Genomic DNA, 24,471 nt, shown 5'->3' on the forward strand with positions numbered 1-24,471 from the left:
TGATGTCTTATTTCTGGTAGGTTTGTATTTGTTATTAATTACTTTTTGTTGGTCTTTTCTGTTGTGTTTAGCGCCGAATTGTTCCTGTTCTTTTATATTGGGCTTTGATATTGACTGAACATCGTCTCAGTATGGTGGTTATTTTAATCTAGAGTCTTTTCGTTATATAGATTGATCGTTAAATGGATATGTTTTCCAATTGATTTTTTAGGTGGTATGGTTGGTTTGGCTATCTAGAGTTATGGTGTTTTGACTAGATGTACACTATCTCATCACTACTTATCTTCGGAGTTGAACCAAGAGCAATCGAAGGATCGTGGAGACTTTTTTGAGGCTAATATAGCCATGTAATAAAAGGCACAGGATGATGCCATCCTGTGCCATTGTCACGGTTAGTAGTTTACTTGAAGAGTAACGCCGGAGTAGTCACTGTAAGCACGTACCATAATGTGTACCATGGTATCTGTGTCTGTTGTGACGCGGCATTGTTCTGTGCTGCCGCTTTGATATGGGCGGCAATCATAGTCTTGCAAAGTGGGCTCTTCTCCTTTACGTACATAAAGGTCAGCATCGCCACTGTTACCAAGAATATCGACAGTCAAAGTTTGTTTTGCTGGAACTAATATTTGGTAACGAACCATATCACCACGGTTGCCAGACAGGTCTGTTACGCTATCGCCATTGTTGAGACAATTTTTGCCATCACATTGGCCTACATCGTAGGAGCCGGTCAAACTAACGTTGGCAAAGTCCGCATAGCCCCGTAGCATCACATACCATTCGCCGGCATCTGGGGTAGCAAAAGCACACTCTTCAACATTGCCATCTAGGTACGGACGACAGTCGTAGTCAGAGGTTGAAGGTTTGCTACCTTTCAGTACATACAAGTCGGCGTCACCAGAGCCACCAGAGATTTTAAATACAAGATTCTCTGCTCCGGCGGGCACGTTCATTTTATAGAACAGATTGCCACCTTTGGCGCCAGATGCCTCCAGTGTTTGGCCATTTTTCAGTTCGGTGACAGGGTCAGTGATTGGGCCACCGTCAAGAGAGTACAACAACCGGTTGGCTGATCCTGAGCGTGGATCTGAAACAGCATCCTTAGTAGAACGGCCGACTAATTGAGCCGTAACATCGGCAGGGGTACGGCTGCCATCTTCACTTAGAATAAGAGCTGCAACACCGGCTACATGGGGAGATGCCATGGACGTCCCGCTGATGGTGTTGGTGCTGCTATCACTGTCGTGCCAGGCGGAAGTGATACTCGAACCTGGCGCAAAGATGTCTAAGCAAGTGCCGTAATTTGAAAAGCTGGAGCGTGAATCACTGCTGGTGGTCGATCCCACGGTAACAGCGTTGGTTGCACGTGCCGGAGATGAATTACAGGCATCTGCGTTGGAATTACCCGCAGCCACCACAAAGCTAACACCGGCTTGTACGGCCGCCTCTACCGCAGAATCCAGAGCTTGAGAAACACCTCCCCCGAGGCTCATGTTGGCTACCGATGGACCGCTAGCATCGTTAGCAACCCAGTTGACACCATTGATAACCCCCGCTGTTGTGCCTGAACCGCTACAGCTAAGCACCCGCACGCCGACAATTTCGACATTTTTTGCAACACCATAAGTCGACCCACCAATGGTCCCAGCTACATGGGTACCGTGACCGTTACAGTCCTGGGAAACATCGTCATTATCGACAAAGTCATAGCCGTTTCTGGCACGATTTCCGAATTCACTGTGACTGTTGCGGACACCGGTATCAATAACATACGCAGTAACACCGCTACCATCGAAGTCGTATTGGTAGGTGTTGCTCAGTGGCAATGCACGTTGGTCAATTCGGTCGAGACCCCATGTGGCATTGTTTTGAATAGGTTGGGCTTGCACGGGGTCAAGTTGAATTCTTTGGTTCTGTTCAACCAGCGCGACGCCTGCTTGTTGCGAAATCACTTCTGCTTGCTCTGGCGTTGCTTGAATTAATGCGCCATTAACGGCACCGTGCCACTGATTATTTACCGTGACACCAAACTGGGCTTGAAGCTTACTAACTTGCTGGCTCATATAATCAGCAGCAGACGTTGTTGACATCAGATTGTTGTCGTAGAGAACAATATAACTGTTGTCGATACCTGTGCTGGCGCTAGCCATAACGAACTTGTCTGATTTTGCTTGAGTTGAAACTGATGCAGCAACCAGAGCTACAGCAGTCATCGCCTTAGTGAATGTCTTCATGCTTCTATCCTTGTGGGAATTGTTATTTGCCAAAACTACTTCTGGCGGCTTTGGCCTTGTCAGTCTTTTGCTGACGTTTTCAGGCTAGAACGGCATGAGGAAACCGATATACGAAATAATCAGTAAGTTAGCTTCATATTATTTTTTTGACTGTTTCTCCTCTTTGTCCAAATAATAAATTCAGTAAAAGGAGATTAAATACGGAAATCATCGATGTATTTCGAACACTGTTTCAAGTGCTCATCATTGGTGCACAAAAAACCCGGCTCTAGGCCGGGTAAAAGGAGGAGAGACTGTTTTTTATTGTGCCATTCTGTCGAGCACTGTTGTTATTAGGTTACTTCTTTAGGCGAATTGCCCATTGCTTAAGCTGGCCGTCATCCTGGCGGTACTGATCACTAATGTTGAGCGTCCACTCACCATCGAGGGACGATAGATCCGCAGCGTTAATGATGGTGTTGTAAGTTTTTTCTCCTGATGCCCGATCATTGCGATCACTGTCCTTTATGGTGAACGATTGTCCATCTTTTACCGCAGTTATTTGCAAATCGCCCAGATAACTGTGATCAACTGTTGCTTCAATCGTTACCGTTGATGCATCAATGGCATTGGTGACAGTAATATTGCTGCTGATACTACCTTGGTCAGGTATGGCTTGGGTTTCAGTGTTTTCAAACACACTGTCAGAGCCTCCCGTATCTCCGCCAATAACAACGGTGTAGTCTTCCACTTCACCATAGTTAAACGAACCACAGGCCTTAGTGCCTTGGTTATAGCTCATGGCAATACGCATTCTAGTGGTGGTGCCGGCGTAGTTGGCAGGAATGCTTAAGCTGCCGGTCACATTTGAACTGGTAGCGGATGATGAAAACATTTCTTCACCCTCACCAAATTGACCATCATTATTCAAGTCAATCCAGATCTTCCAGACCTCGTTGTATTTACTGCTAGCAAAGCCGGGAGTTAGAACGAAATCGGTATTGCCAGTAGCCACCTCAACTTTCTCAGCAGAAAAATCGCTATAGCCTGCAGCTCCGGAAGTTTTTCGGAAGCTACCGAACTGAACACCAGCGATCCACTCGTAGCTGTAGTCATTGCCAGAAGCATCACAGTAGTCGATCGGAGGAACGTCACCATCGGTAATGTTGATGAATTCAGCCGTTACCGCCCCCCAAGTACCCGAAGCGTCTTTAGCACGGACGTAAACTAAATGCTTTCCGAGAGTTAAACCGGTTGTGTCAATGGTGGCTATAGCACTTTCAGTCTTCTGGTTGAAGCTGCCGTCCTCAGCCGTCATCGCGCGAGCAGATGCACCGCTTTCCCATGGTGCCTGATCAATATAGTACTCAACGGCCTGGATGTTTTGAGTGGCTTCGCTACCGTTGCGGCCACTAAAGCGGCTGTCGGTGGTGTTGATGCGTATATTAACAGGTGTACCTGCTATGACACCGGTGCCGGCAGCGCCATCACTGAGCGTAATGTCGGTAACGTCTGGGCCGGCTGGTGTGATGTAGGGGGTGCGGACAACTTTTGCGGCATAAATCAGTGCTGGCAAGTTGTCTGGTTTAACTGTACTGGCATAAGAGCTACAGCTTTGGCGGAATGCTGTGCCTAGCTCAAAGGTGTATGAAGGCACGCCAAGCTCGCCATAGCTTACGCTGTCACTGGTGCCATCGGTTGGATATAAACCGACAGATTGCTGCGGCATATAGCCGTTAAAGAAGGCAAACTTTCGACCCAGAGTTTGCAGCTCGGTACCATTGGGAGCTGCTTGGTCGGTAGTGCCCCATGGCCACAACACTAGTTCACTGAATGAGTGAATATCAATGTGAATACCCGATGTGGTTAGTGGCGCCGCATCGTTATTGCCAGGGCCACGTTGATCTGGCCACAAGTTACGGATATAGGATTCAATGGCTTGAATTTCTGGCTCTGAACCGGGAGAAGGCCCACGGTAGGTAAAGTCACATTGATTACCGCTTGAACCGCCATCAACGCTGCCCCAGCTAAAAGTGAAGTTACGGTTCAAATCGGCACCACGACTGCGGCTTGAAGAGCTACAGTAATTATCATTGGCATTTTTCCGCCACATATAGCCATCGGGTATCGATGAATTGTTCGCTTGAGATTCTGCCTGTTTACGGCCGTCTGGGTTGGTGTGCAGCATTAAATGCACTTCGTGATGATCGAGAATCCATGTTGCATCAGCATCGGTGCCATAGCCTTCGAGCAGATAGCGGGCAAAATCAAGGTTGAGCGGAGCAGTGGCTAGCTCGCGAGCATGGATGGCTGAGTTGGCAAACAATACGGGTTTGCTGCCAGATGTACTTTTATTAGTCAGTTTTAGTACTTTAATATCGTAGCCGCCAGTGCCATTAGTTTTCTGCCACGAGTCACCAACATCGATCCAAGCCGCCAAATTTGGATATTGCTGAGTAAATGATTCTGCTGCAGCAAAGGTTTCTTCAACGGTTTCATAACATGAGAAGCCTGGCACCTCGTTGGGGCCGATAATCGGGCTATCAATCAAACTCTGTGGTTCGACAGGCGCAAGAGTTACGGTAAACCCAAAAGCTTCGAGTTTCTTCACTTCTTCCGCTGTTAGCGACATCAATGTATAGCCCTGATCCTTGTTCTCGGAGATCAGTTGAGCGTGAAATGAAATTTTCGCTTTTACGCTCATTTCTTCGCTTGGCGCGACAACTTTATAGTTGGCTCGGCCTAGTGCTTGTTGTTCTTGAACTTCAAGTACATGACTGTCTCCTGCGGATACTGGCATAGCATGTGCAGCCATTAAAGCAGGTATTATGGCTGCAAGAGGCTTGAGACGGTTCATTTTAATCATAATTATTCCTGTCGTTCTCATTATTCACAGGCTTTGCACCTGATTTGTTAAAATTTACGTCACTATGACTTCAATACTAACGCTCGTAGTTTTTATAATGACTCTGCGATGATTAAGTACTAATGCATGATTAGTAAACGGGTAGAAAGGACCAATTTATCAAGTATCATTATTTTGTATGAGATGGTTCACATTGGCAGGTAAGATAAATACGGCGTTGGCTGATTATGTTGCAGTATTCTTATGGCTGTTTGGCGTGTTATGTAGCAATAAATAGAGTCGATGCTTTGTCAAATTTGTTAATTTGGCGGCTTTTATCAAAGTCTTACAGATTGTAATGACTTGCGTATTGGGCGTTGTTTTTATCGGGCTGGGTATTCGTTTTTGATTGTCAGGTACACATAAGCGTCACTAGTCGTGATGGGAAAAGACTAGGTTTCTCTCACGGATTGGCTACGGCTAGAAATTTCCGTGTTTTTTCATGATTGAACATTGATGTTTGCATCTTTAATGGCTCCATTACGGGTATGATGTGAACAACATGGTTCGTCTGGCACTATTTTCTTGTGGCTTTCACAGCAATCTTCGGGTATCTGGTCCACTCAGTCGTAGCGAAGTGGGCTTAGTTCATCAGCTGAGCACAAAGCGACTGCGGCGATATGGCAACAACGACAAAGGTTCCATATCTTGCTATATGCTCAGGTTAGGGTGCAGATTTTTAGCCCTTAACGTTAACGACTTGCCGGAGGGTATGGACCACTTCAACTAGGTCATCCTGCAGTGACATCACTTTGTCGATGTTTTTGTAGGCGGCAGGTATCTCATCAATCACCGCGGCATCGGTTCGGCATTCAACGCCTTCTGTTTGAGCAATCAGGTCGTTAACGGAAAACGCTTTACGTGCGGCGGTTCGCGACATCTTCCGACCGGCGCCGTGGGAGCAGCTGCAGAAAGACTCAGCGCTGCCTTTACCTCGCACTATATAAGAACGAGTTCCCATGGAGCCGGGAATAATGCCCAACTCGTTCTGACGGGCACGAATCGCTCCTTTTCTAGTAACCCAAACCTGGCTACCAAAGTGCCACTCGCGCTCGACAAAGTTATGGTGGCAGTTGATGGCTTCCTTGGTGACAATAAACGGAGGCAATCGAAACGTCAGTGAGCGCAACACGGCATTCATCATGTGCTCACGGTTAAGCATGGCGTAGTCTTGCGCCCAGCCTACGGCTTCAACATAGTCGTCAAAGTACAGGCTGCCTTCTGATAAATAGCCTAACTCTTTATCTGGCAAGTTCACCTGATGACGCGCCATTTCCTGGCGGGCGAGGCGAATAAAGTATTGGCCTATCATGTTACCGATACCGCGGCTGCCAGAATGCAGCATTACCCATACATCATCATTCTCATCCAGGCACAGTTCGATAAAGTGATTGCCAGAGCCTAGTGTGCCAAGTTGTTTGACGTATTTGCTCACTCGACCCTGTTTATTTAGGTCTGGATGTTTGGCCAGTATCTTATCCAGTCGCAACGCAATCTGGCTGTCTTTGCTCAGTTGAGCATCTTTGTGTATGCCGCCTGCGCCTAAAGGAACGGTTCGTTCAATATCCCGGCGCACGGTTTTTAAATCATCCGGCAGGTCTTTGGCCTTCAAGGATAATCTAATGGCGTTCATTCCACAGCCAATGTCCACGCCCACCGCAGCGGGTATTACCGCATCTGTGGTGGCGATAACGGAGCCTACGGTGGCACCTTTGCCTAAATGAACATCTGGCATGGCCGCAATGTGCTCAAATACAAATGGCAAGCTGGCGACGTTTTTGAGTTGCTGTAGTGCTTCGTGTTCTATGTCATCGGTCCAGATTTTTACTGGCTTTTGCTGTTCATTTGATTTTAATAAAGTAACTACAGGCATACTGTCTCTCCATGTTGGCGCAGCAAATCTATAAAGCTGTTGTTTAGCTGCTGATCATTGTTGTTATCGTGAGCTGCTGAAAGTGTGCATTCTTTTAAGCGAGCCAGTTCGTTTTCTATATAGTGATTCAGTGTTGGATTGCTGGCACTCGCCGTCCATTCGTGGGTACTTCGTTTAAATCTAAGTAACAGATCAATGGCATCGCGCTCTTGCCCCGACGGTAGGTAGTGATTTAACAAGGTTTCAAATAACATCGGTGGCTGGGTATTTTGCTCGCTTACCCAGCGTGCGCATAATAATGACCGTATGGCATAGAGATATTTTTTAAGTATTACCTCATCTCGAATTAAATACATGTGATAGTGTTTAGTCGCCATGCTGATATAGTGATAAAAAGACCGAGCGGGCGAAAAATAATCATCTGCCAACTGCACCAGTTTTTCCAAAGTGTTTTCTCTATCGCAGTACACTAAGGGTGACGATAACCACTCTAGGATTGATGGATTCGATTTTTTTAATAGTTTTAGCGCTTTACGTGCATCCCAGCCGACTAAATCGAGATCGTTATCCAGTGGCAGCTCAATAACATCACGTTTGTGCTCAATGGCGATATCCAGATACCAGTTCAAACTGCGGATATAGATAAAGCGCACATCGTAGTCGCTATTGGCCGAGGCAAAGCCCCAGGCTCGACTGCCGGACTCAACCGCTAGCAGTACCTTGATATTCTGTTCCGATTCCAATGCTGTTAGGCGCTTGCGTATGGTGTTGCTGTGTTCGTTATTCATGGTTTTCTCAATCTTAGGGCGCGTTCTGTAAACCCAGTACTTGCACAAATGGGTGCACAACCTTCTAGTAACTCTGGTATATCAAAGCTCATGCCAGTTTTGTTATCTTCTCAGGGCTGTTGTGTAAGTATTTGAATTTTAAGAGAAAATAGTTTTTCTGGGGCGTGGCAGAGCTTGCTCTTACTAAGAATGTGCTGAAGTTGCTATCTATTTAGATATGAAATATCTTAATAGATAATGACGATTTTGTGGTTGTAGTCATGTGGAGAAGGTTGGGTCTTGTCAAGGGTGTAAAGTCAGAGAGGTCGCAGCTGATAGATAGGCTGCTTGCGCAAGGTGTTGAATACGTATTTTAGGCAGATCGAACAGAGCGCCGTTCTCTAAGATCATCACGACTTCGAGGACGATCTGGCCTCGCTTCTCCAAGAATTGACGTGATAATGGCACAGTCCGCAATGACAGGCATAAAGATCTGCAAGATTGAAACGGTAGAAAGAAGGCAGATTGATTGCTAGTTAGCTTCGTACTCACAGCCAGCCATTGGACTGTGCCTTTTCCGCCGCCTCAGCTCTGCTGCTGACCTGCAGTTTTTGGCAGCAAATATGAATATAGTTTCGTACGGTGCCAATCGATAAACTCAGCTGCTGAGCGATTTCCTCGGTACTTGAGCCGCTGAGTACAAGGGACAAAATACGATGCTCTTTATCGGACAAAGGGCTGCTGCCTTGCTCCCAGGCATCGCGCATTAGTTCTGGTGAGATAACTGTGCCACCTGCCATCACTAGCCTAACTGAGCGGGCCAGTTCACTGGCGGGAGCATCTTTTAGTAAATAGGCCCGCACACCCGCTTCCAGTGCCCGGCGAACATAGCCAGCACGAGAGAAGGTAGTGAGTATCATAACGAGGGCGTTATGGGCCGACGCCTGCAGTGCCTCTGCTAACTCGAGGCCATTGAGTTGTGGCATTTCGACATCCGTGACGACCACGTCAATCTTCTGATGTTGGCAGTATGCTAACGCTTCGCGGCCATTGCTGGCGGTACCCACGACCTGCATATCCGGCTCAAGGTCGATCAGGGCGCTGAGGGCGCCGAGCACCATAGATTGATCTTCAACGATGAGGATTTTGATCATACGCTGGCTCCGTTATCAGCTGGGTCCATTGGCAAAGTTACTGAAATTTCGCAGCCTTGATGAAACAGCAGCTGCATCTGTCCGCCTAACTCCTGGCAGCGCTCCCTCATGCCTTTAAACCCATTGCCTAAGCTTGGCTCACCGTTAGCTTTACCATTGTCACGTATAATAAGCAGTACATGATTATCCTTGATTGATATGGTTAAACTACAGCGGCTGGCGCGACTGTGACGCAATATATTGGTGATGGCTTCTCTGAGTACCATTGCCAAGGCTGTATCTATGGCGGCCGGCAAGGTGATATCACAGCCCAGGCAGTGCAATTCAATATCAAGTGACTCTAATACAATGCGGGCATTAATCAGTTCACTAGAGAAATTACGGGTTTTATAGTCGCTAACGGCATGTCGTACTTGTTGCAGTGCTGTGCGCGATATCGTTTGTATCTCTTGCAGCTGCTGTCTCGCTTGCTCAGGATTAATACTCAGCAAGCGCTCAGCCAGCTCAGACTTTAGTGAAATACTGGTCAAACTATGGCCGAGTAAGTCATGTAGGTCACGGGCAATACGCTGTCGTTCATGGCTTTTAGCCAGGGTGGATATCTCATGTTGATCTTGCTGTATGGCTCTATTGGCTAAGTATTTTCTGAGTTGATAATCAAAGTTAACACCGTTAATCGCTGTGAAAAAAAGGCCAACAAGAATCGCAGTTGTCGAGTAGCTTAGAGAAAATGCTAATAGTAAAAAAGCAATATTAACTAAGGCTAGCAGTGCATAGACCAGTGATCTTTGCCTGCAGGCGGAGCAAGCGGCAGCGGCATAAGCGAAGATGCCAATACCACTGATTGAATAAACTAAGCAGATGCTGGCAGTTAAACTGAGTATCAACACTAGTCCTGCAGCATGGATTCCTTTATGCCAAAACACCCGGAAGAAAATCGGTAGCAGGACAGTATGAGCAACGATGGTGGCGATGAATGCGCTTGCATCCCGCTCAAGAAAAAAGAACGGTAAATAAAATAGACATTGGAAGTAGGGCGTTACTTTTAACGCCCCATTGAGAGAGTCCGGGAAGTGAAAATAACGATATAGTAGCTTTGATAGGCGTGTCACGGTATAGCATCCATAAAGCTCAGGCTTTTATCTAGCCATTGTGCAACATGTGATGGTGCTAGGTCATGCCCCATACCATGAATCCATAAAGTTTCATGTTGGGGGATTTTCGCAGCGTACTTTTTTGCTTGGCCGATATCAATCAAAGGATCAGCATCGCCATGAACCACCAACACAGGTACCGTTAACTGTGATAACGCTGCCAGGCGAGAGCCGGAACGGCGCATGGCATTGGCTTGCTGTTCAGGTAACTTATGGTTGAACCCATGTTGATAGCGCAGCTCTTGTAAGGTGGCACGAATAATGTCCGGCTGATCCACAGGCTGCTGGCCTTTTAATAGATGATGAATACCCAGCATCATGCGTACCGTATTGGCCTCTGAGGGTATCAAACCGTAACGAACAAAGAGTTTTAGCGTAGCCAGTTTAAAATCATGACTGGCGGGGAATTCTGGGTCGTTCATATCGCCAGTCGACATCACAGATACCAAACCTTTAATTCTGTGTGGATGCTCAATCGCTATTTGCTGGCCTATCATGCCACCTAACGAAACACCGATGACATACGCCTGTACGATCTTAAGGGCGTCCATAATGGCTAAGTTGTCCCGCATCATATCGCTTAGGTCATAATCGCTATATTGGCCGTTGATAGGGGATTGGCTTTTTCCACAGCCACGATGATCGCTCACTATGACGTCATAGCCTGCTCGGCGCAGCGGTTCGTATACATAAGGGGGCCAGAAATTGGAAGAAGAACCCAAGCCATGAATCAGTAATACCGAACCCTTATAGGTTTCAGTGGCAGAGTAAGCGGACAATTTTTTATACCAGACCCGGCTAGTGTCAGTCTCTGCATAACCACTGGCGCCATCGGCTGGCGGGGCGATGGATTTGCTGACCATATCTTGAAGCAATGCTTCGGTCGAAGCGGGAAAGGCGGTTCCCTGGCGTGCCCAAAGCCATAAGCCTAGGCTGAGCACCGCCAGGCTAATGACCAAAATGAATGCTAACTTGCTCATGATATGGATACCTCGCAGAAAATAGTCATGGCGGTATTGTTGGTGCCAGTAGCATCGATGAATAGAAACAGGCGTCATGAATACCAGGTGACAGCTGTCATGTAATCGGGCTGAATCACCGGCAGCAGGTGAGTTAATCCTTACATGACAATGCTGTCGCAGGCGTCTTGATGGGTAGCAGCTTCTATACTGAACAAGTGTTTAACATTAGGTGTGGCTATGTCTAAGCCATCTTCACCACAGTCACAATCGTTGCAGCAGCCAGGCCATGACGGTGTGTGCCAGTTTTGCAGCCCGCAAGGCTGGCACTGTGATCAACAAGCGGGAGAAACAGGCTTTTGCTTTTGGCATGACCGAGCGGCCAGTAAAGATGGTCAACACTTGTCTGCTGCGCTAGAGCACTGGGTGCGTGATGGTAGGCCGATGGATGGCATGCAGTTGGCCCGAGCAGATTTGACCGATGTGGATTTGGTTAATCATGGCGCCGAGCAAGGATATTCCTGCCGCAATGCCGATTTATACCGTGCTAATTTAACCGGTGCTCACCTGTTTCGCCTCGATGCTCGCGGCAGTTCCTTGATGAAAGCGGACTTATCGGGGGCTAACTTACACTGCGTTGATTTACGCGACTGCAATCTGTTAGGCAGTATTTTTTCCCATGCCAGGATGGAAAACGTGCAGTGGGGGAAGCGTCTCCATCAGGAGGTCTGTGCTCAGCAATGCTTATTGGCAGGAGATCATGAACGGGCTGACAGCTACTGGCAGGAAGCGGAAGAAGTCGCGCGTAATATTCGCAAGCAATGCGAAAAGCAAGGCATGTTTGAGCAAGCTGGTGTCTTTTTTCAAAAGGAGATGATGTTTAGGCGGATGAAAATGCCGCTTATGAGTGGACGTCGATTTATCTCTAAAGTGGTTGATGTCTTTTGTGGTTATGGTGAGTCCCCTGCGCGCGTGGTAATTTTTTCGATCGCCTTTATTTTTGTGTGTGCCTTATTGTATTTTGCCTTTGGTAATACCAGTGGCGGTGACGATTTACGATTTTCCACTGAGCTTGGCATTGTTGGAAACTGTATAAACTTCCTTAATGCACTCTATTTCAGCGTCGTGACCTTTACTACTTTGGGCTACGGTGACATAGCGCCTATTGGGTTTGCCCGACTGCTGGCTGCACTGGAAGCATTTTTAGGCAGCTTCACCATGGCGTTATTTGTGGTGGTGTTTGTTAAAAAGATGACACGGTAGCCGGTTTGTCAGTAAGCTTTTAACGGTTTGGTGACGCTGAGATAGACAAAATGCAAACTGCATTTCTCCACTTTCTTCAACAGCAGGGTTTAAGCGTTAGTGATATCGAGGTGCTATCACAGTTGGCAAGTTATAAAACTCTGGCTGCCCGAGCCCTGCTGGCCCAGCAGGGCCAACGATTAGAACAGATCCACTGGCTGTACACGGGTGTTTGCCATGCGTGTTATCTAACCGAAAATGGCAAAGCCTACAGTAAAGAGTTCTATTGGGAGGGCGACTGGATTATCGGTTTTGAGCCCCTGATCAGCGGTCATCCGACTCCATATCAGCAGCAAGCACTGACTGACTGTCAGCTGGTAAGCCTACCAGTCAGCATACTGGAACAGTGGCGCTATCAGCAGCATCCTTTGTATGTACGTTTGCTGGAAACTCAGTTGCTGCACAAAGAAAATAAAGAACGCATTCTATTACTGAATACACCAGAGCAGCGCTATACCTATTTCTGTCAGCACTATCCTTTTCTGGTGGATCGACTAACGGACTATCAAATTGCTGCTTATCTGGGCATCACTCCCATTAGTTTGAGCCGTATTATCGCACGCTTAAAGAAGCGCCCTTGATAACTCGAGGATGCTGCGTTTTGTGCTTTGCTAAAGCGCCCTGATCCTGGCTCTGGTTGTTAGCCTACATAGCATCGTGCTTGATATTGAATATGCCCGTCAGTTGGCTGTCAGGGCCGCTGTAGTGCGAGCTTGTTAGCGCTAAAGAATTATTCACACATGGCTTAACAAAGGTTAATGCCTTGCTTTGACTGGCTTGCTAATCTGCTGCTCCCATCACAGGAGCAAGATCAATGACGAAGTGGACAGTATCGCCATTGAGCGATATGACAGTAGAGCAGGCATATAAGTTATTGCAATTACGCAGTGCGGTATTTGTAGTTGAGCAAACCTGTCCTTATCAGGATATGGACAACAAAGACTTGGCCGATGGCGCCTATCAATTGGTTGGCTGGCAGGGGCAGCAGCCTGTAGCTTGTGCTCGCTTATTGGCGCCTGGCATCAGTTACGCGGTAGCGAGTATTGGACGAGTGGTGACACACGCAGGCCATCGTGGCAGTGGTTTGGGGCATGAGTTGATGCAACAGGCGTTGCAGCAGTGTGAACGTTTATGGCCTTCGTCCGCTATAGAAATCAGTGCCCAACTGTATTTACAGGCGTTTTACCAAGGCCATGGTTTTGAGCAGATCTCCGAACCTTACCTCGAAGACGATATTCCCCATATTCATATGAAGTTCAGCCGGTGACGCCGACAAGCGTCGCGGTGCTGTTATTGATCGCGGGAAATTTTATCGTCTCCCTGGCCGATGTCGGTGTTAAGAACCTCAATGGCGATCTGAGTGCGGTGCAATACACTTTTTTGCGCCAGAGCTTATCCTTGCTGATTATTTTGCCGTTTTGGCTGAGGCAAACGTCGTCCCAGCGAGCTCTTAGTCACATTGGCATTACTGTACTAAGGGCTCATCTGATTATGGTGGGCAGTGGCTGTACCATGATGGCTCTGACCTATTTGCCGTTAGCAACTGCGAATGCCGTGTTTTATGTCGCACCTTTGATCATGCTGCCTTTATCTATGTGGCTGTTAAAAGAAACGCCTAAGCTGAGTAAGGTCGCCGGTTGTTTGCTCGGTTTTGTCGGCGTGTTAGTGGTCCTTAGACCATCGCAGTTTCATTGGGCTGCCTGGTTTGCTGTGGGCACGGCAGTAAGTGTGGCGTTTTTTCATTTACTGGCGCGTCGTTTGCCGGCGGAACAAACCGTGGTGACGACCTTGTTTTGGACATCACTGTTTTCCTTGCCTGTCAGTGGCGTCGCTGCCGGTTTTTATTGGCAGCCGTTAACTTGGTCGTTGACTGGTTGGGTATGTTTGAGCGCATTTTGTGTGCTGGCCTATAACGGCCTGGCGGTGATGGCCTATAAAAGGGCACCGGCTGATCAGATCTCTATGGCTGAATACACAGGGCTGATTTTTGTGACCTTGATGGGCATAGCTTGGTTCGATGAAGTGCCAGACTGGCTCAGTGTGGCGGGTATGGCCATGATAGTTGTGCCCTTATTGCCGTGGCGACGACTGTTGCAGAAATCAACAGCGCCTGCGGTCAGCCAGTAAGACGCATTGTTTCGTTACTAGATGCTGGAGTTTGCAAACACTTGCCCACAGTATAGGGGCAAGTGTTCACAGCCGAGATACGATCATGAACGACTCTTATCATCCCCCCAAAGTCTGGACCTGGGAGCAGCCTAGCGGCGGTCAGTTCGCCAGCATTAACCGCCCTGTGTCCGGTGCAACCCATGAAGCAGATTTGCCTGTTGGGCAGCATCCATTGCAATTGTATTCGCTAGCGACACCCAATGGTGTAAAGGCGACCATTATGTTGGAAGAATTGTTGGCACTGGGGCATTCCGAGGCGGAATACGATGCCTGGCTGATCAATATTGGGGATGGTGAGCAGTTTTCTAGTGGCTTTGTTGAGATCAATCCCAATTCAAAAATCCCCGCCTTGGTCGATCGTTCTGGTGCTGAGCCAGTGCGGGTGTTTGAATCAGGCTCAATTTTGCTGTACTTAGCGGAAAAGTTTGGTGAATTTCTTCCTAGCAATGTTAGCCAGCGCACTGAAACGCTAAATTGGTTGCTCTGGCAAATGGGCGCAGCGCCCTATTTGGGTGGTGGCTTTGGCCATTTTTATGCCTATGCGCCAGAAAAATACCAATATCCTATCGATCGTTTTGCCATGGAGGTCAAACGTCAGTTGCATGTACTGGATCAAAATCTGGCTCAGCGGCAGTATATGGCAGGTGATGAATATACCATTGCCGACATTGCCATCTACCCATGGTATGGCGTGCTAGCACGGGGCGAGCTGTATGACGCAGCAGAGTTTTTGTCGGTACAGGAGTACAGTCATGTTCAGCGCTGGGCCGAAAGCATCGCCCAGCGTCCGGCGGTACTGCGTGGTCGTCAAGTGAATCGCACTTGGGGTGAAGCCCATGAGCAAGTACATGAACGTCATAGCAGCGCGGATATTAAATAGGGCCTTAGTGATAGGCCACTAACAAGTTACCCAATAAAAAACGCGGCATTTGCCGCGTTTTTTATTTAGCCGTGTTTTGTGCGTTTAAGCCTTTCACGCATGCTTTGCATCAATACATACAAAGCAGGGATAAGAAATATGCCGATTACCGTGGCAAACAGCATACCCGACAGCACCACAAAGCCGATAGAAATACGGCTCATTGCACCTGCTCCCGAGGCTGTCACTAACGGAGCAACACCAAGAATAAACGAAAAGGCGGTCATCATCACAGCACGAAAACGCAAGCTGGCGGCTTGCTCGGCGGCCAATAGAATCGACTTACCTTCTTCTCGAAGTTGCTTAGCAAACTCGACGATTAAAATAGCTGATTTACTGGCCAAACCAATCAGCATCACCAAACCAACCTGGGCATACAAGTTATTATCTAGCCCATTGATTAAGTACAAGGGCAGCAGCGCGCCCATCATGGCGACACTGACGGATAATATAACGGCCATGGGAATGGTCCAGCTTTCGTATTGTGCCACTAAAAATAGATAGGCAAACAATAACGACAGCGAAAAGATCATAACCACGTAACCGGCAGACTCTTGCTCCTGCTGTGCGGTACCTGTCCATTCCAGGCCATATCCTTCAGGCAATTGCTCAGCGGCGATGGCTTCAATTGCTGCGATGGCTTCACCGGTACTCACGCCGTCGGACGGAGTAATATTAAGGCCAGCGTTGCGGTAGGTGTTAAAGCGATCGAGCTTCTGCGGCCCTAAAATTTGGCGGATATCCACCAGCGAGCCCAGTGGCACTTGTGCACCAGTCGCTGATTGCACATAGATACCGTGAATATCATTGATAGCGTCGCGATAGTGGCTTTCAGCCTGCAGCATAACCCGATAGTTGCGCCCATACAGGTTAAAGTCATTAACGTAGGATGAGCCCAATTGGCTTTGCAGTGTAGAAAATATACTAGCGGGTGAAACATTTAACGAGGCCGCTTTTTCACGATCCAGAACAATTTCAAGCTGTGGGTTATTGGCGTTGTAGAAGGTAAAGGCTTGCTTCACTTTATCTGAATCATTTAATGCCAGTACTAAGCTATTGGCTACTTGAGCCAGTGATTGTGGCGTGCCATTTCCTAGATCGAGCAGGTTGGCCTCCAGGCCGCCGGCACTGCCTAAACCTGGTATGGGCGGTGGCGGAAAACCAAACGCATTAGCACCAGGCACGGCTTGCAGTTGCTTGGACATTTGCTGAAAGGTGACATACCAAGGTGTATCTGGCCTTTCATCCCAATCTTTCATAACCGGCAGCATAAAGGCATTGCTGGACGAAGCACCGCCAATTAAACCAAAGCCGGCTACCACCATGGTACGCTCAATTTCAGGAATGTCTCGAACTGACTGGTCAATCTCCATGGCCAATTGTGTCGTGCGGTTGATCGAAGCCCCCTGGGGTAGGGAGATATCAACAAAAAAGGCGCCTTGATCCTCATAGGGGATAAATCCGGTGGGGGTGTTTTTAAATAAGTAACCCGTAGCGACAAAGATCGTTGCTAGTACAGCCAGGGTGATAGATAAGCGCTTATTTAAGAACACGGCACCTAACACGTAACGCTGGCGCACGGCATCCACTTTGCTGTCAAACCAGGCAAAAAAGCCCTTGGGCTGCTGGTTGGGTTTTAACAACAAGGCGCATAGCGCTGGTGACAGTGTTAACGCGTTTAGCGAGGACAGCGATACCGCCACGGCAATGGTCACGGCAAACTGAGTATACAGCTTGCCTGTTAGGCCCGGCATAAAGGCAACGGGTACAAAGACCGCCAATAACACCAAGGTGGTGGCGATCACTGGGCCAAAGACTTCGTTCATGGAACGTTCGGTGGCCTGGACTGCAGTCAGATTATCTTCAGCCATATGGCGCTTAACATTTTCTACCACCACAATGGCATCATCGACCACAATGCCGATCGCCAATATCAGCGCAAATAAACTGATGGTATTGATCGAAAATCCCGCCAGTTGTAGCGCGACAAAACTACCAATTAAGGAAACCGGAATGGTTGCCGATGGAATCAGGGTAGCGCGCCAATCGCCCAAAAATAAGAAGGTGACGGCGACTACCAAAACAAAGGTCATGGCCAGGGTTTCGATGACCTCGTTAATGGATGCGCGAACAAACTTGGTAGAGTCGTAGAATATTTGGTATTCCAGGCCCTGTGGAAAAAACTGACTCAGGCGCTGCATTTCTTGTTTAACTTGATCGGCCACATCCAGGGCATTGGCCCCCGGGCTTTGGTAGACGGCAAAGGGCACACCTGGTTTTCCATTCACGCGCATATTAAAGGCGTATGTTTGAGAGCCTAATTCAACCCGGGCAACATCTTTCAGGTAAATGCGCGAACCATCTTGGCTGGTTTTGATTATGACGTCTTCAAACTCATCAACGCTGGCCAAGCGCCCCTGGCTGGTGATGGTGAACTGAAACTGTTGATCTTCCTTAACCGGTGGAGCGCCAATTTGCCCCAACGCTGCTTGCACGCTTTGATTTTGAATGGCGCTGCGAATATCGGCGGGGGTTAACGATAAGGCTTGCAGGCGATCCGGATCGAGCCAAATACGCATGCCGTAATCCATGCTGCCAAACTGGCTGGCGCTACCAACACCATTAATACGAGCCAGCGCATCCTCAACGTAAATGGAGGAATAATTGCTCATAAACAGATTATCGCGACTGTCGTCAGGAGACGTCAGTGCAATGACCATCAGCATTGAGCTGGATTGTTTTTGGGTGGTGACACCACGTTGCACTACGTCTTGAGGCAAGCTGGCAGAGGCGAGTGAAACACGATTTTGCACATTAACCGCTGCCTGATCTGGGTCGGTACCTACTTTAAAGGTTACCGTTAGGGTATAGCTGCCATCATTCCCGCTGGTGGAGCTCATATAGAGCATATCGTCGACACCATTAACCATAGATTCGATGGGTGTGGCGACGGTTTCCTCCACGGTTTGGGCATTAGCGCCCGTGTAGGTGGCCTTAACAATAACTTGCGGAGGGGTAATGTCCGGATACTGGGTGACTGGTAAAGCAGTCATTGCCAGCAGGCCAGCAACGATCAACACAATCGAGATGACCAGTGCAAACTTTGGGCGGTGAATAAAAAATCGAGAAAACATGATTTATTGCTCCACGGCATTAACGCGTTGGCCGCTGCGTACTTTTTGCAGACCTTGCACAATCACACGTTCCCCAGCAGATAGCCCTGAGGTTACAATCCAATCGGAGTCCATCTGCTCTCCTAAGGTAACCCGACGCTGCTCTACGCTTTGCTGATCATTGACGACTAAAACAAAAAAGCCGTCTTTATCTCTTTGCACGGCAGCTTGTGACACCGTGGTGACTAACGGCGCATTTTTCGGCTCCAGCATGACCCGAACAAATTCTCCTGGCAGTAATAACCCTTGTGGATTGGGGAACTGGGCTCGTACCGCGATGGAGTCGGTCTCGGTGTTGACTTCTGGAGCAAGAAAATTGAACTCACCCGGGTGCGGATACGCTTGGCCATCAGCCAAAATAAGATAGGGCACCATATCGGCTTCTTCTAAATCAGGTGATTGGCGCCTAGCCTGTAGCAAAATTTTATCGGATACCGATAATTCAACGTAGATAGGGTCGGTCTGTACCACGGTGGCCAAGCGACTGCTATTGGCGCTTACTAGGTTACCTGTATTGATGCTAACACTGCTGATTTTGCCGCTAATAGGGCTACTAATGTCGGTATAGCTAAGGTTCAGTTCGGCTTGTTGCAATTGAGCTTCGGCTTGCAGCACTTGCGCCTTGGCTTGGTCGCGCTGCGCTTCAGCGGTTTCTAATTGTGCTTTGGAAGCGGCGCCACTTTTGCGCAGTGTGCGCTGTCTAGACAGTTCGGCATTGCGTTGTTTCAGCGACGCTTTCGCGCTGAGTAGCGCAGCTTGTGACTGTTTTTGCTGGATTTCGTAGGCGATCTTTTCAAGTGAAAACAGAGCAGTACCTTGTTCGACCTTAGTTCCCTCAACAAAGTGTCGCTGCTCAAGAATACCGCTGACCCTAGGAACTATGTCTACCCGCTGAACAGCCCGAATACGCCCGGCAATCTGAATATCTGGGCGCGCTTTGGTTTGCTGAATACTGCTAACAATGACGGCTGGCGCATCATCTCCCAGGCTGGGGAAAGCAGGCAATAGCAGTAAAGAGAGCAAAAACAGTCGAAGTTTCATGGCGTGAGCAGATCCTTTAAGTTGTGTTGGGCACGGGGTGAACCAGGGCTATGCCTGCATTACAGGCTTTACACCGCTAGTCTACCCAGTCTGTTGGGTCTAAAAGAGCACTTTTCAGTCAATTTGCTTTTTCTCAGATGCTTAGGCTGGGCTGCTGCTCGTGCATTGAGGCTTCTCCATTTGCAGGTAATCGTTAATATTGACCTCATCAATTTGTTCGGGACTTAGGTATTTTTGTGCATAGCGCAGATACAACCCACTGGTGAGCAGTAGCTCAAAGGCGTCGCCATCAAGGTGCTGGTCTTTCACCATGGATGACAAAATTTTCAAGGTTTGGCTTAAGGTTTTGCCTGTTTTGTAAGGTCTGTCAGAGGCTGTTAACGCTTCAAACACATCGGCTACGGCGAGCATGCGTTCGGGAATGCTCAATTGCTCGGCTGATAATCCCCTGGGGTATCCTTTGCCATCCATTCTTTCATGATGGGTGGAGGCATAGCGCGGCACGGCGGCCAGCTCTGGGGGAAAGGGCAAGGCTTCGAGCATACGAATGGTACCTATGATGTGCTCATTTATTTTAAAGCGCTCTTCTTCGGTTAAGGTACCACGCGATATGCTGAGATTATGTAACTCTCCTCGATGGTATAAATACTCTGGTGCTTCCATGGTGATACCCAGTTCGTGCAGGTAACTGATGTCGTGCTCGCGCTCGATAATATGCTCGGGCCCATCGTGCAATAATGTCTCGGTAGCGGGCAGCGTTTGAGCCGGAGCGGTAAATCGTTGTTGCTCAGCGATGGATAAGCCAAGACGATTATCAAAGTGACGTTGCCAAGTGACGGCAGCAAGCTGTTGTAATCTTGCTTTTTTGTCATCGTCTAGGAATTCCCCGCCGATATTGCACTCAGCGATAAAGGCAAAATCGTCACGCAGTTGTTGCTGTTTTAAATCACGCTGTTTTTGCCAGTGTTGTTGCTGCTCTGGCTGCTGCTGACATTGGCGTAAATATTCAATTTCGGCATCGCGCCACAACACTTCAAAGCGGGTGCGAACCTCGTGAATACGGTTATGGATGGTTTCCAGTTTGGTGGCCTTATCGACCACGTATTCTGGTGTTGTAACCTTGCCACAGTCATGTAACCAAGCGGCAATGCGCAGCTCTCGCCAGGCATCACGGCCATCGACTTTAAAGTGGTTAAACGCAGGTATGGTGCTTTCATCTGCCGCTTTGACCAACAATAACGCCAGCTCAGGTACACGTGCGCAATGACCGCCGGTGTAAGGCGATTTTTGGTCAATGGCCTGGGCAATTAATTGAATAAAGGCATCGAGTAAATCACGCTGGGCTTGTTCTTGTTGCTTGATGGTGGTGACCATATTCACAATAGATTCCGACAACTGATCGAGCTCAACAATAGGCGAATGGATGCGTTTAACGTGGGACTCTTGATGCTGACGGATTTTTTCATTCTCTGCTGCCAGCTCTCGTACCGGCCGAACGATGGGATAAGCAAAGGCCCAAGACAAAGGCAAAATCAGCGCTAGCAAGGCGGCGCTGACAGCGATAGAAATTTTTACTTGCTGCATAAAAGGCGCATGCACCACCTGTTGGGGAACCAACACACCAAAATAACGATTTTGCTGTGCATCGGGTGTAGTAATACTTTTGACATATGCATAGTGAAGGTTTTCATTATGCAGCACAGATACTAAGGAGGTGTTTTGGTCTTTGGCCAACGTCAAAAATACCGGTGTTGGTACGCTACTGCTGACTAAATTGCCCTGCAGTTGTGCCTGTGGGCGTAACCAGCGCTGCTCCAGTTGGTGTTGGGCATGAGATTGCACATGGCTGATGGCACGATTTAGTAATTCGCTGAGCTGCGGTTTAGAGCTGGGGGTTAGCATTACCAGCCGCTCCAAGCGCTGACTGTTACTCAGGCCTATGTCTGGGTTGATAAGTATGTCGGCTAAAAAATAGCTATTGCGCAGTGTGCGCAATATGGCCTCGTTATCGAGGGCGGCCGTGGCCTTGCCTTGCTGTACCCACTGCAAGGCCTGCAAGGTTGATTCGCTTTCTAAAATGTTAATGTCTGGATATTGCTGTCGAATGACAGGAATGATGGACCAGCCTGCTGGAATGGCCAGTGTTTGCTGTTGCAGGTCTGTTAGTTGGTAAGTCTGCTCGCGGCTAGCCAGTGCAAAAGGCAGCTGGGCGTACGGCACACTGGGCTGACCCCAATGTTGATTGTTATCGGTTAAAAACACCGAGTGTAAGATATCCAGCTCACCCGCTTGGAAACGATCGACCAATTGCTGCCAGGACAAACCATTAACAAAGTTCATTTCTAAACCGGTGACATCGGCAATCATTTTAAGCATGTCGATGGAGTAGCCCCTGGGCTGTCCGCCGAGGGCAAAATCGACCGGCGGCCAATTCAACTCGTTCGAGACCTGTAACACATCTTGTTGTTTGACCCAGGCTTTTTCTTTGTCACTCATGGGTAGAGCGGGTAACTGAAGCGTTGTGCTTAGTACGCTATCCTGGCTACTAGCAATGATGTCGCCATCATCTTGAAAAATGTATGCATGACCGCGCTGTTGACCGAATCCCTGTTGTTGCAGAAAACCCGATAAGGTCGTGAGTAATAGGTCTACCCCCAGCACTGACGTCTTATCCCGTAGCGGAATCGATAAGGTCATGCCCGGAACTTGCAGTTGGGCAAATAAATAGGGCGGCGTTTGATACAGATCCTGGCGACTTTGGGCCTGTTGATACCAAGAGCGTTGTCTAGGGTCGTAGTCGGTGCTTTCAGAGCGCTCAAATCTGAGATTAAAATCCGAGTCATAATATTGAAAATGACGGACTCTTTCGCCTTGCTGGCGTTGCACTCGAATTTCTACCCAGCGATCCGAAGGATGGGCTTTGAGACTATTGCGAGCTTCCTGGCTGGTCTCAAGATTAATTAATTCATAGAAATAGCCATCGTCTTTACCAATGTAAACCCCATAAAAAAAGGGGTTATGTAGTAGTAACTGGCGTAGGTATTGACGGTTTTCAACTTCCAGGGTTGGCTCGGTAAGCGATGGCAGTTCAGATATCAGCCTCAGCGAGTTGGCACTTTGCGCTTCCATACTGGTCAATTGGGTAACCACAGAGTGGGATGCGCGTAAATATTCCTCTTCGGCAACTTCACGTGCTAGCTGTTGGCCAAAGTAGTACTGCAGGGAGATGGCAATCAGGGCGACGACCAGGGTAACCAGGGCAAACACAGTCACGGTGGTGAGTCGAATCCCAGCTCTTAATATCATGGTGGAGTCCGTTCAGGCAGTTCTGACTGAGTTTAGTCTGAACTGTCTGATTGCAAGGCAAAGGTTGCCGCTAATGCACTCACAGCGACACCGTCAGGCCAACACTGCTGATCCACTGACTGTAATTGAAGTTATCATCCTGCTCGGCGATATTGGAGCGATTGACCGTGTATTCCGAGCGTAGGTAAACATCTAGGTGGGAGAACAGATAAAGGTAATGGCTGTAGCTGAGATAATACTGGCCATCATTTCGACTTTGATCATACAAGGGATCGGGATTGTAGGCGCTGTGCTTAAACCGGCCCGATAGGGTGCCATGGTGTCCACTGTGCCTGTGGGTAAAGCTGGCTTTTACGGCGTAGCCGTGGCTAGCCAAATACTCATCGCTATAGTCGTTATCAAAGCCGTGCAGTGCCCAGCGCATAGAATAAAAGTCGCCGCGCCACAGATAATACAGGCTGGCATCGCGGGATGTGCCGTCATAGCCATTATAAGCGTCATCTTGCGGGGTTTTTGCTGTCACGGATAACAGCAATCCCAGCCGATCATCGCTTAAGCGTTTGGCAACGTCCAATTGAGCATTGCGGTAGGCCAGCACGTCGTTGCCGGACAATTGATAGCGAGTATGAGCCAGGGTGGTTTTGATACGGTAGTCTGCCAGATACACACTGATGGGGAGTGAATAACTTTGAATACTGGTTTCTAAATCGTTGCTGTCAAAGCGCTCCTGAAAATAATCGACCACCAGACTGGCATCGCTGTTTTTTGCATCGAGAAATTCGTACGCTAAAAATATTCCTGTTTGTGTTTGCACGTCTTCTGCTTGAGCATTGCTGCTGTTGGCATTGCTAAGGATTTCGTCGGATTCTAAAAAGACGTTATTGTTAAATCCACGGTTAATATCCAGCTCAAGATCCAGTGGCTGAGCCCAGGCGGTCAATGTCAGGCTGCTGATCAGGATAAAAAAAATGATTGTCTGCATGATGATTCTCCAGATCTTGTAGGGGTAACAACGGAGCGCTACTCATAGGGCTCCGTTGTGTGGATTTGCCAGCGGAGTGTTAGCTGCCAAAGCGTTGTTGCAGCAGTTCACGCCGTTCTTCACGGCTTAGATCTTTTAGCTCTTCGCGCAGTGCCAACCGGTCTTCTTCGCTCAGCTGGGAGATCTGTTCACGAATGGCTTCGCGCTCAGCGCGGTGCTGTTCATGCATTTCCTGACGATATTCTTTAAATGCTGCCAAGCCTTCTTCGGTGGAAATATCGAAGCCCAGTTCGGCTGCTTTTTCAGCTCGTTGCTGCTCTCTATATTCCTTAAATGCTGAGCGTCCTTCTTCTGTGCTCAAGTCGTAACCCAGTTCGGCGGCGTGTTCTTGTATACGCTCTTGGCGCGCTTCTGATCGGTTCCAGCGCTCTGCCGCTTCTCCAGCAAAAGCCAATGGGCTGCTGATGGTGAGGGCCAATAATAGAGTTGAAGTCATTTTATTCATGGTGTGCTCCCGTAATTTGAGTTATGCCGCAAGTGCGTGCATGGTGTTA

17 protein-coding genes are annotated in these 24,471 nt (G+C 48.4%); 5 read left to right on the forward strand and 12 right to left on the reverse strand.

What is annotated here, in order from left to right; all coding sequences use genetic code 11:
* Positions 1 to 392 precede the first annotated feature (392 nt).
* From AC55FS_RS04420 to AC55FS_RS04450, 7 genes are all read right to left on the reverse strand, one after another.
* Complete coding sequence (locus AC55FS_RS04420; RefSeq protein WP_496934861.1) at positions 393 to 2,234, reverse strand: S8 family serine peptidase; 1,842 nt, start codon at positions 2,232 to 2,234, stop codon at positions 393 to 395.
* A 337-nt stretch (positions 2,235 to 2,571) separates the two neighbouring features.
* Entirely contained in the window at positions 2,572 to 5,079 is a 2,508-nt protein-coding gene (locus AC55FS_RS04425; RefSeq protein ID WP_496934862.1) for a M14 family zinc carboxypeptidase, read from the reverse strand.
* Positions 5,080 to 5,797: 718 nt separating this feature from the next.
* Entirely contained in the window at positions 5,798 to 6,991 is a 1,194-nt protein-coding gene (locus AC55FS_RS04430; protein WP_496934863.1) for an RtcB family protein, read from the reverse strand.
* Positions 6,982 to 7,779, reverse strand: a complete 798-nt coding sequence (locus AC55FS_RS04435; RefSeq protein WP_496934864.1) for a nucleotidyltransferase domain-containing protein — start codon at positions 7,777 to 7,779, stop codon at positions 6,982 to 6,984. The genes AC55FS_RS04430 and AC55FS_RS04435 overlap by 10 nt, the downstream gene beginning before the upstream one ends.
* A 527-nt stretch (positions 7,780 to 8,306) precedes the next feature.
* Positions 8,307 to 8,912, reverse strand: a complete 606-nt coding sequence (locus AC55FS_RS04440; RefSeq protein WP_496934865.1) for a response regulator — start codon at positions 8,910 to 8,912, stop codon at positions 8,307 to 8,309.
* Positions 8,909 to 10,024 carry a sensor histidine kinase gene (locus tag AC55FS_RS04445; protein ID WP_496934866.1) on the reverse strand — a complete coding sequence of 372 codons (1,116 nt, stop codon included), beginning with the start codon at positions 10,022 to 10,024 and terminating at the stop codon, positions 8,909 to 8,911. Before AC55FS_RS04445 ends, AC55FS_RS04440 begins: the two co-directional genes overlap by 4 nt.
* Positions 10,021 to 11,046, reverse strand: coding sequence for an alpha/beta fold hydrolase (locus tag AC55FS_RS04450; RefSeq protein ID WP_496934867.1), 1,026 nt, complete (start codon positions 11,044 to 11,046; stop codon positions 10,021 to 10,023). The genes AC55FS_RS04445 and AC55FS_RS04450 overlap by 4 nt, the downstream gene beginning before the upstream one ends.
* Positions 11,047 to 11,265: 219 nt before the next feature.
* Between AC55FS_RS04450 and AC55FS_RS04455 the strand changes: the two genes are divergently transcribed.
* The 5 genes from AC55FS_RS04455 (at position 11,266) to yghU (ending at position 15,376) form a co-directional block, all read left to right on the forward strand.
* The gene (locus tag AC55FS_RS04455) at positions 11,266 to 12,288 is read left to right on the forward strand and encodes an ion channel (protein ID WP_496934868.1); all 1,023 of its coding nucleotides are present in this window, start codon (positions 11,266 to 11,268) and stop codon (positions 12,286 to 12,288) included.
* A gap of 50 nt (positions 12,289 to 12,338) precedes the next feature.
* Entirely contained in the window at positions 12,339 to 12,908 is a 570-nt protein-coding gene (locus AC55FS_RS04460) for a Crp/Fnr family transcriptional regulator (protein WP_496934869.1), read from the forward strand.
* 233 nt (positions 12,909 to 13,141) lie between these two features.
* Entirely contained in the window at positions 13,142 to 13,594 is a 453-nt protein-coding gene (locus AC55FS_RS04465) for a GNAT family N-acetyltransferase (protein WP_496934870.1), read from the forward strand.
* On the forward strand, positions 13,591 to 14,454 hold the full coding sequence (locus tag AC55FS_RS04470) for a DMT family transporter (protein ID WP_496934871.1): 864 nt from the start codon (positions 13,591 to 13,593) through the stop codon (positions 14,452 to 14,454). Before AC55FS_RS04465 ends, AC55FS_RS04470 begins: the two co-directional genes overlap by 4 nt.
* An 85-nt stretch (positions 14,455 to 14,539) precedes the next feature.
* Positions 14,540 to 15,376, forward strand: coding sequence for a glutathione-dependent disulfide-bond oxidoreductase (yghU, locus tag AC55FS_RS04475; protein ID WP_496934872.1), 837 nt, complete (start codon positions 14,540 to 14,542; stop codon positions 15,374 to 15,376).
* 65 nt (positions 15,377 to 15,441) lie between these two features.
* Here yghU and AC55FS_RS04480 read toward each other — a convergent pair whose 3' ends face one another.
* The 5 genes from AC55FS_RS04480 to AC55FS_RS04500 all read right to left on the reverse strand — a co-directional run bounded on the left by AC55FS_RS04480 (position 15,442) and on the right by AC55FS_RS04500 (position 24,422).
* Positions 15,442 to 18,549 carry an efflux RND transporter permease subunit gene (locus AC55FS_RS04480; RefSeq protein ID WP_496934873.1) on the reverse strand — a complete coding sequence of 1,036 codons (3,108 nt, stop codon included), beginning with the start codon at positions 18,547 to 18,549 and terminating at the stop codon, positions 15,442 to 15,444.
* Between the two features lie 3 nt (positions 18,550 to 18,552).
* Positions 18,553 to 19,629, reverse strand: coding sequence for an efflux RND transporter periplasmic adaptor subunit (locus tag AC55FS_RS04485; RefSeq protein ID WP_496934874.1), 1,077 nt, complete (start codon positions 19,627 to 19,629; stop codon positions 18,553 to 18,555).
* 141 nt (positions 19,630 to 19,770) lie between these two features.
* Entirely contained in the window at positions 19,771 to 22,935 is a 3,165-nt protein-coding gene (locus AC55FS_RS04490; protein ID WP_496934875.1) for an HD domain-containing phosphohydrolase, read from the reverse strand.
* Between the two features lie 79 nt (positions 22,936 to 23,014).
* Positions 23,015 to 23,917, reverse strand: coding sequence for a hypothetical protein (locus AC55FS_RS04495; RefSeq protein ID WP_496934876.1), 903 nt, complete (start codon positions 23,915 to 23,917; stop codon positions 23,015 to 23,017).
* Between the two features lie 79 nt (positions 23,918 to 23,996).
* Positions 23,997 to 24,422 (reverse strand): hypothetical protein, encoded by a 426-nt coding sequence (locus tag AC55FS_RS04500; protein ID WP_496934877.1) that lies wholly within the window; start codon positions 24,420 to 24,422, stop codon positions 23,997 to 23,999.
* Positions 24,423 to 24,471 lie beyond the last annotated feature (49 nt).

The sequence above is a fragment of the Bacterioplanes sp. CLAM21 genome (assembly GCF_059641015.1).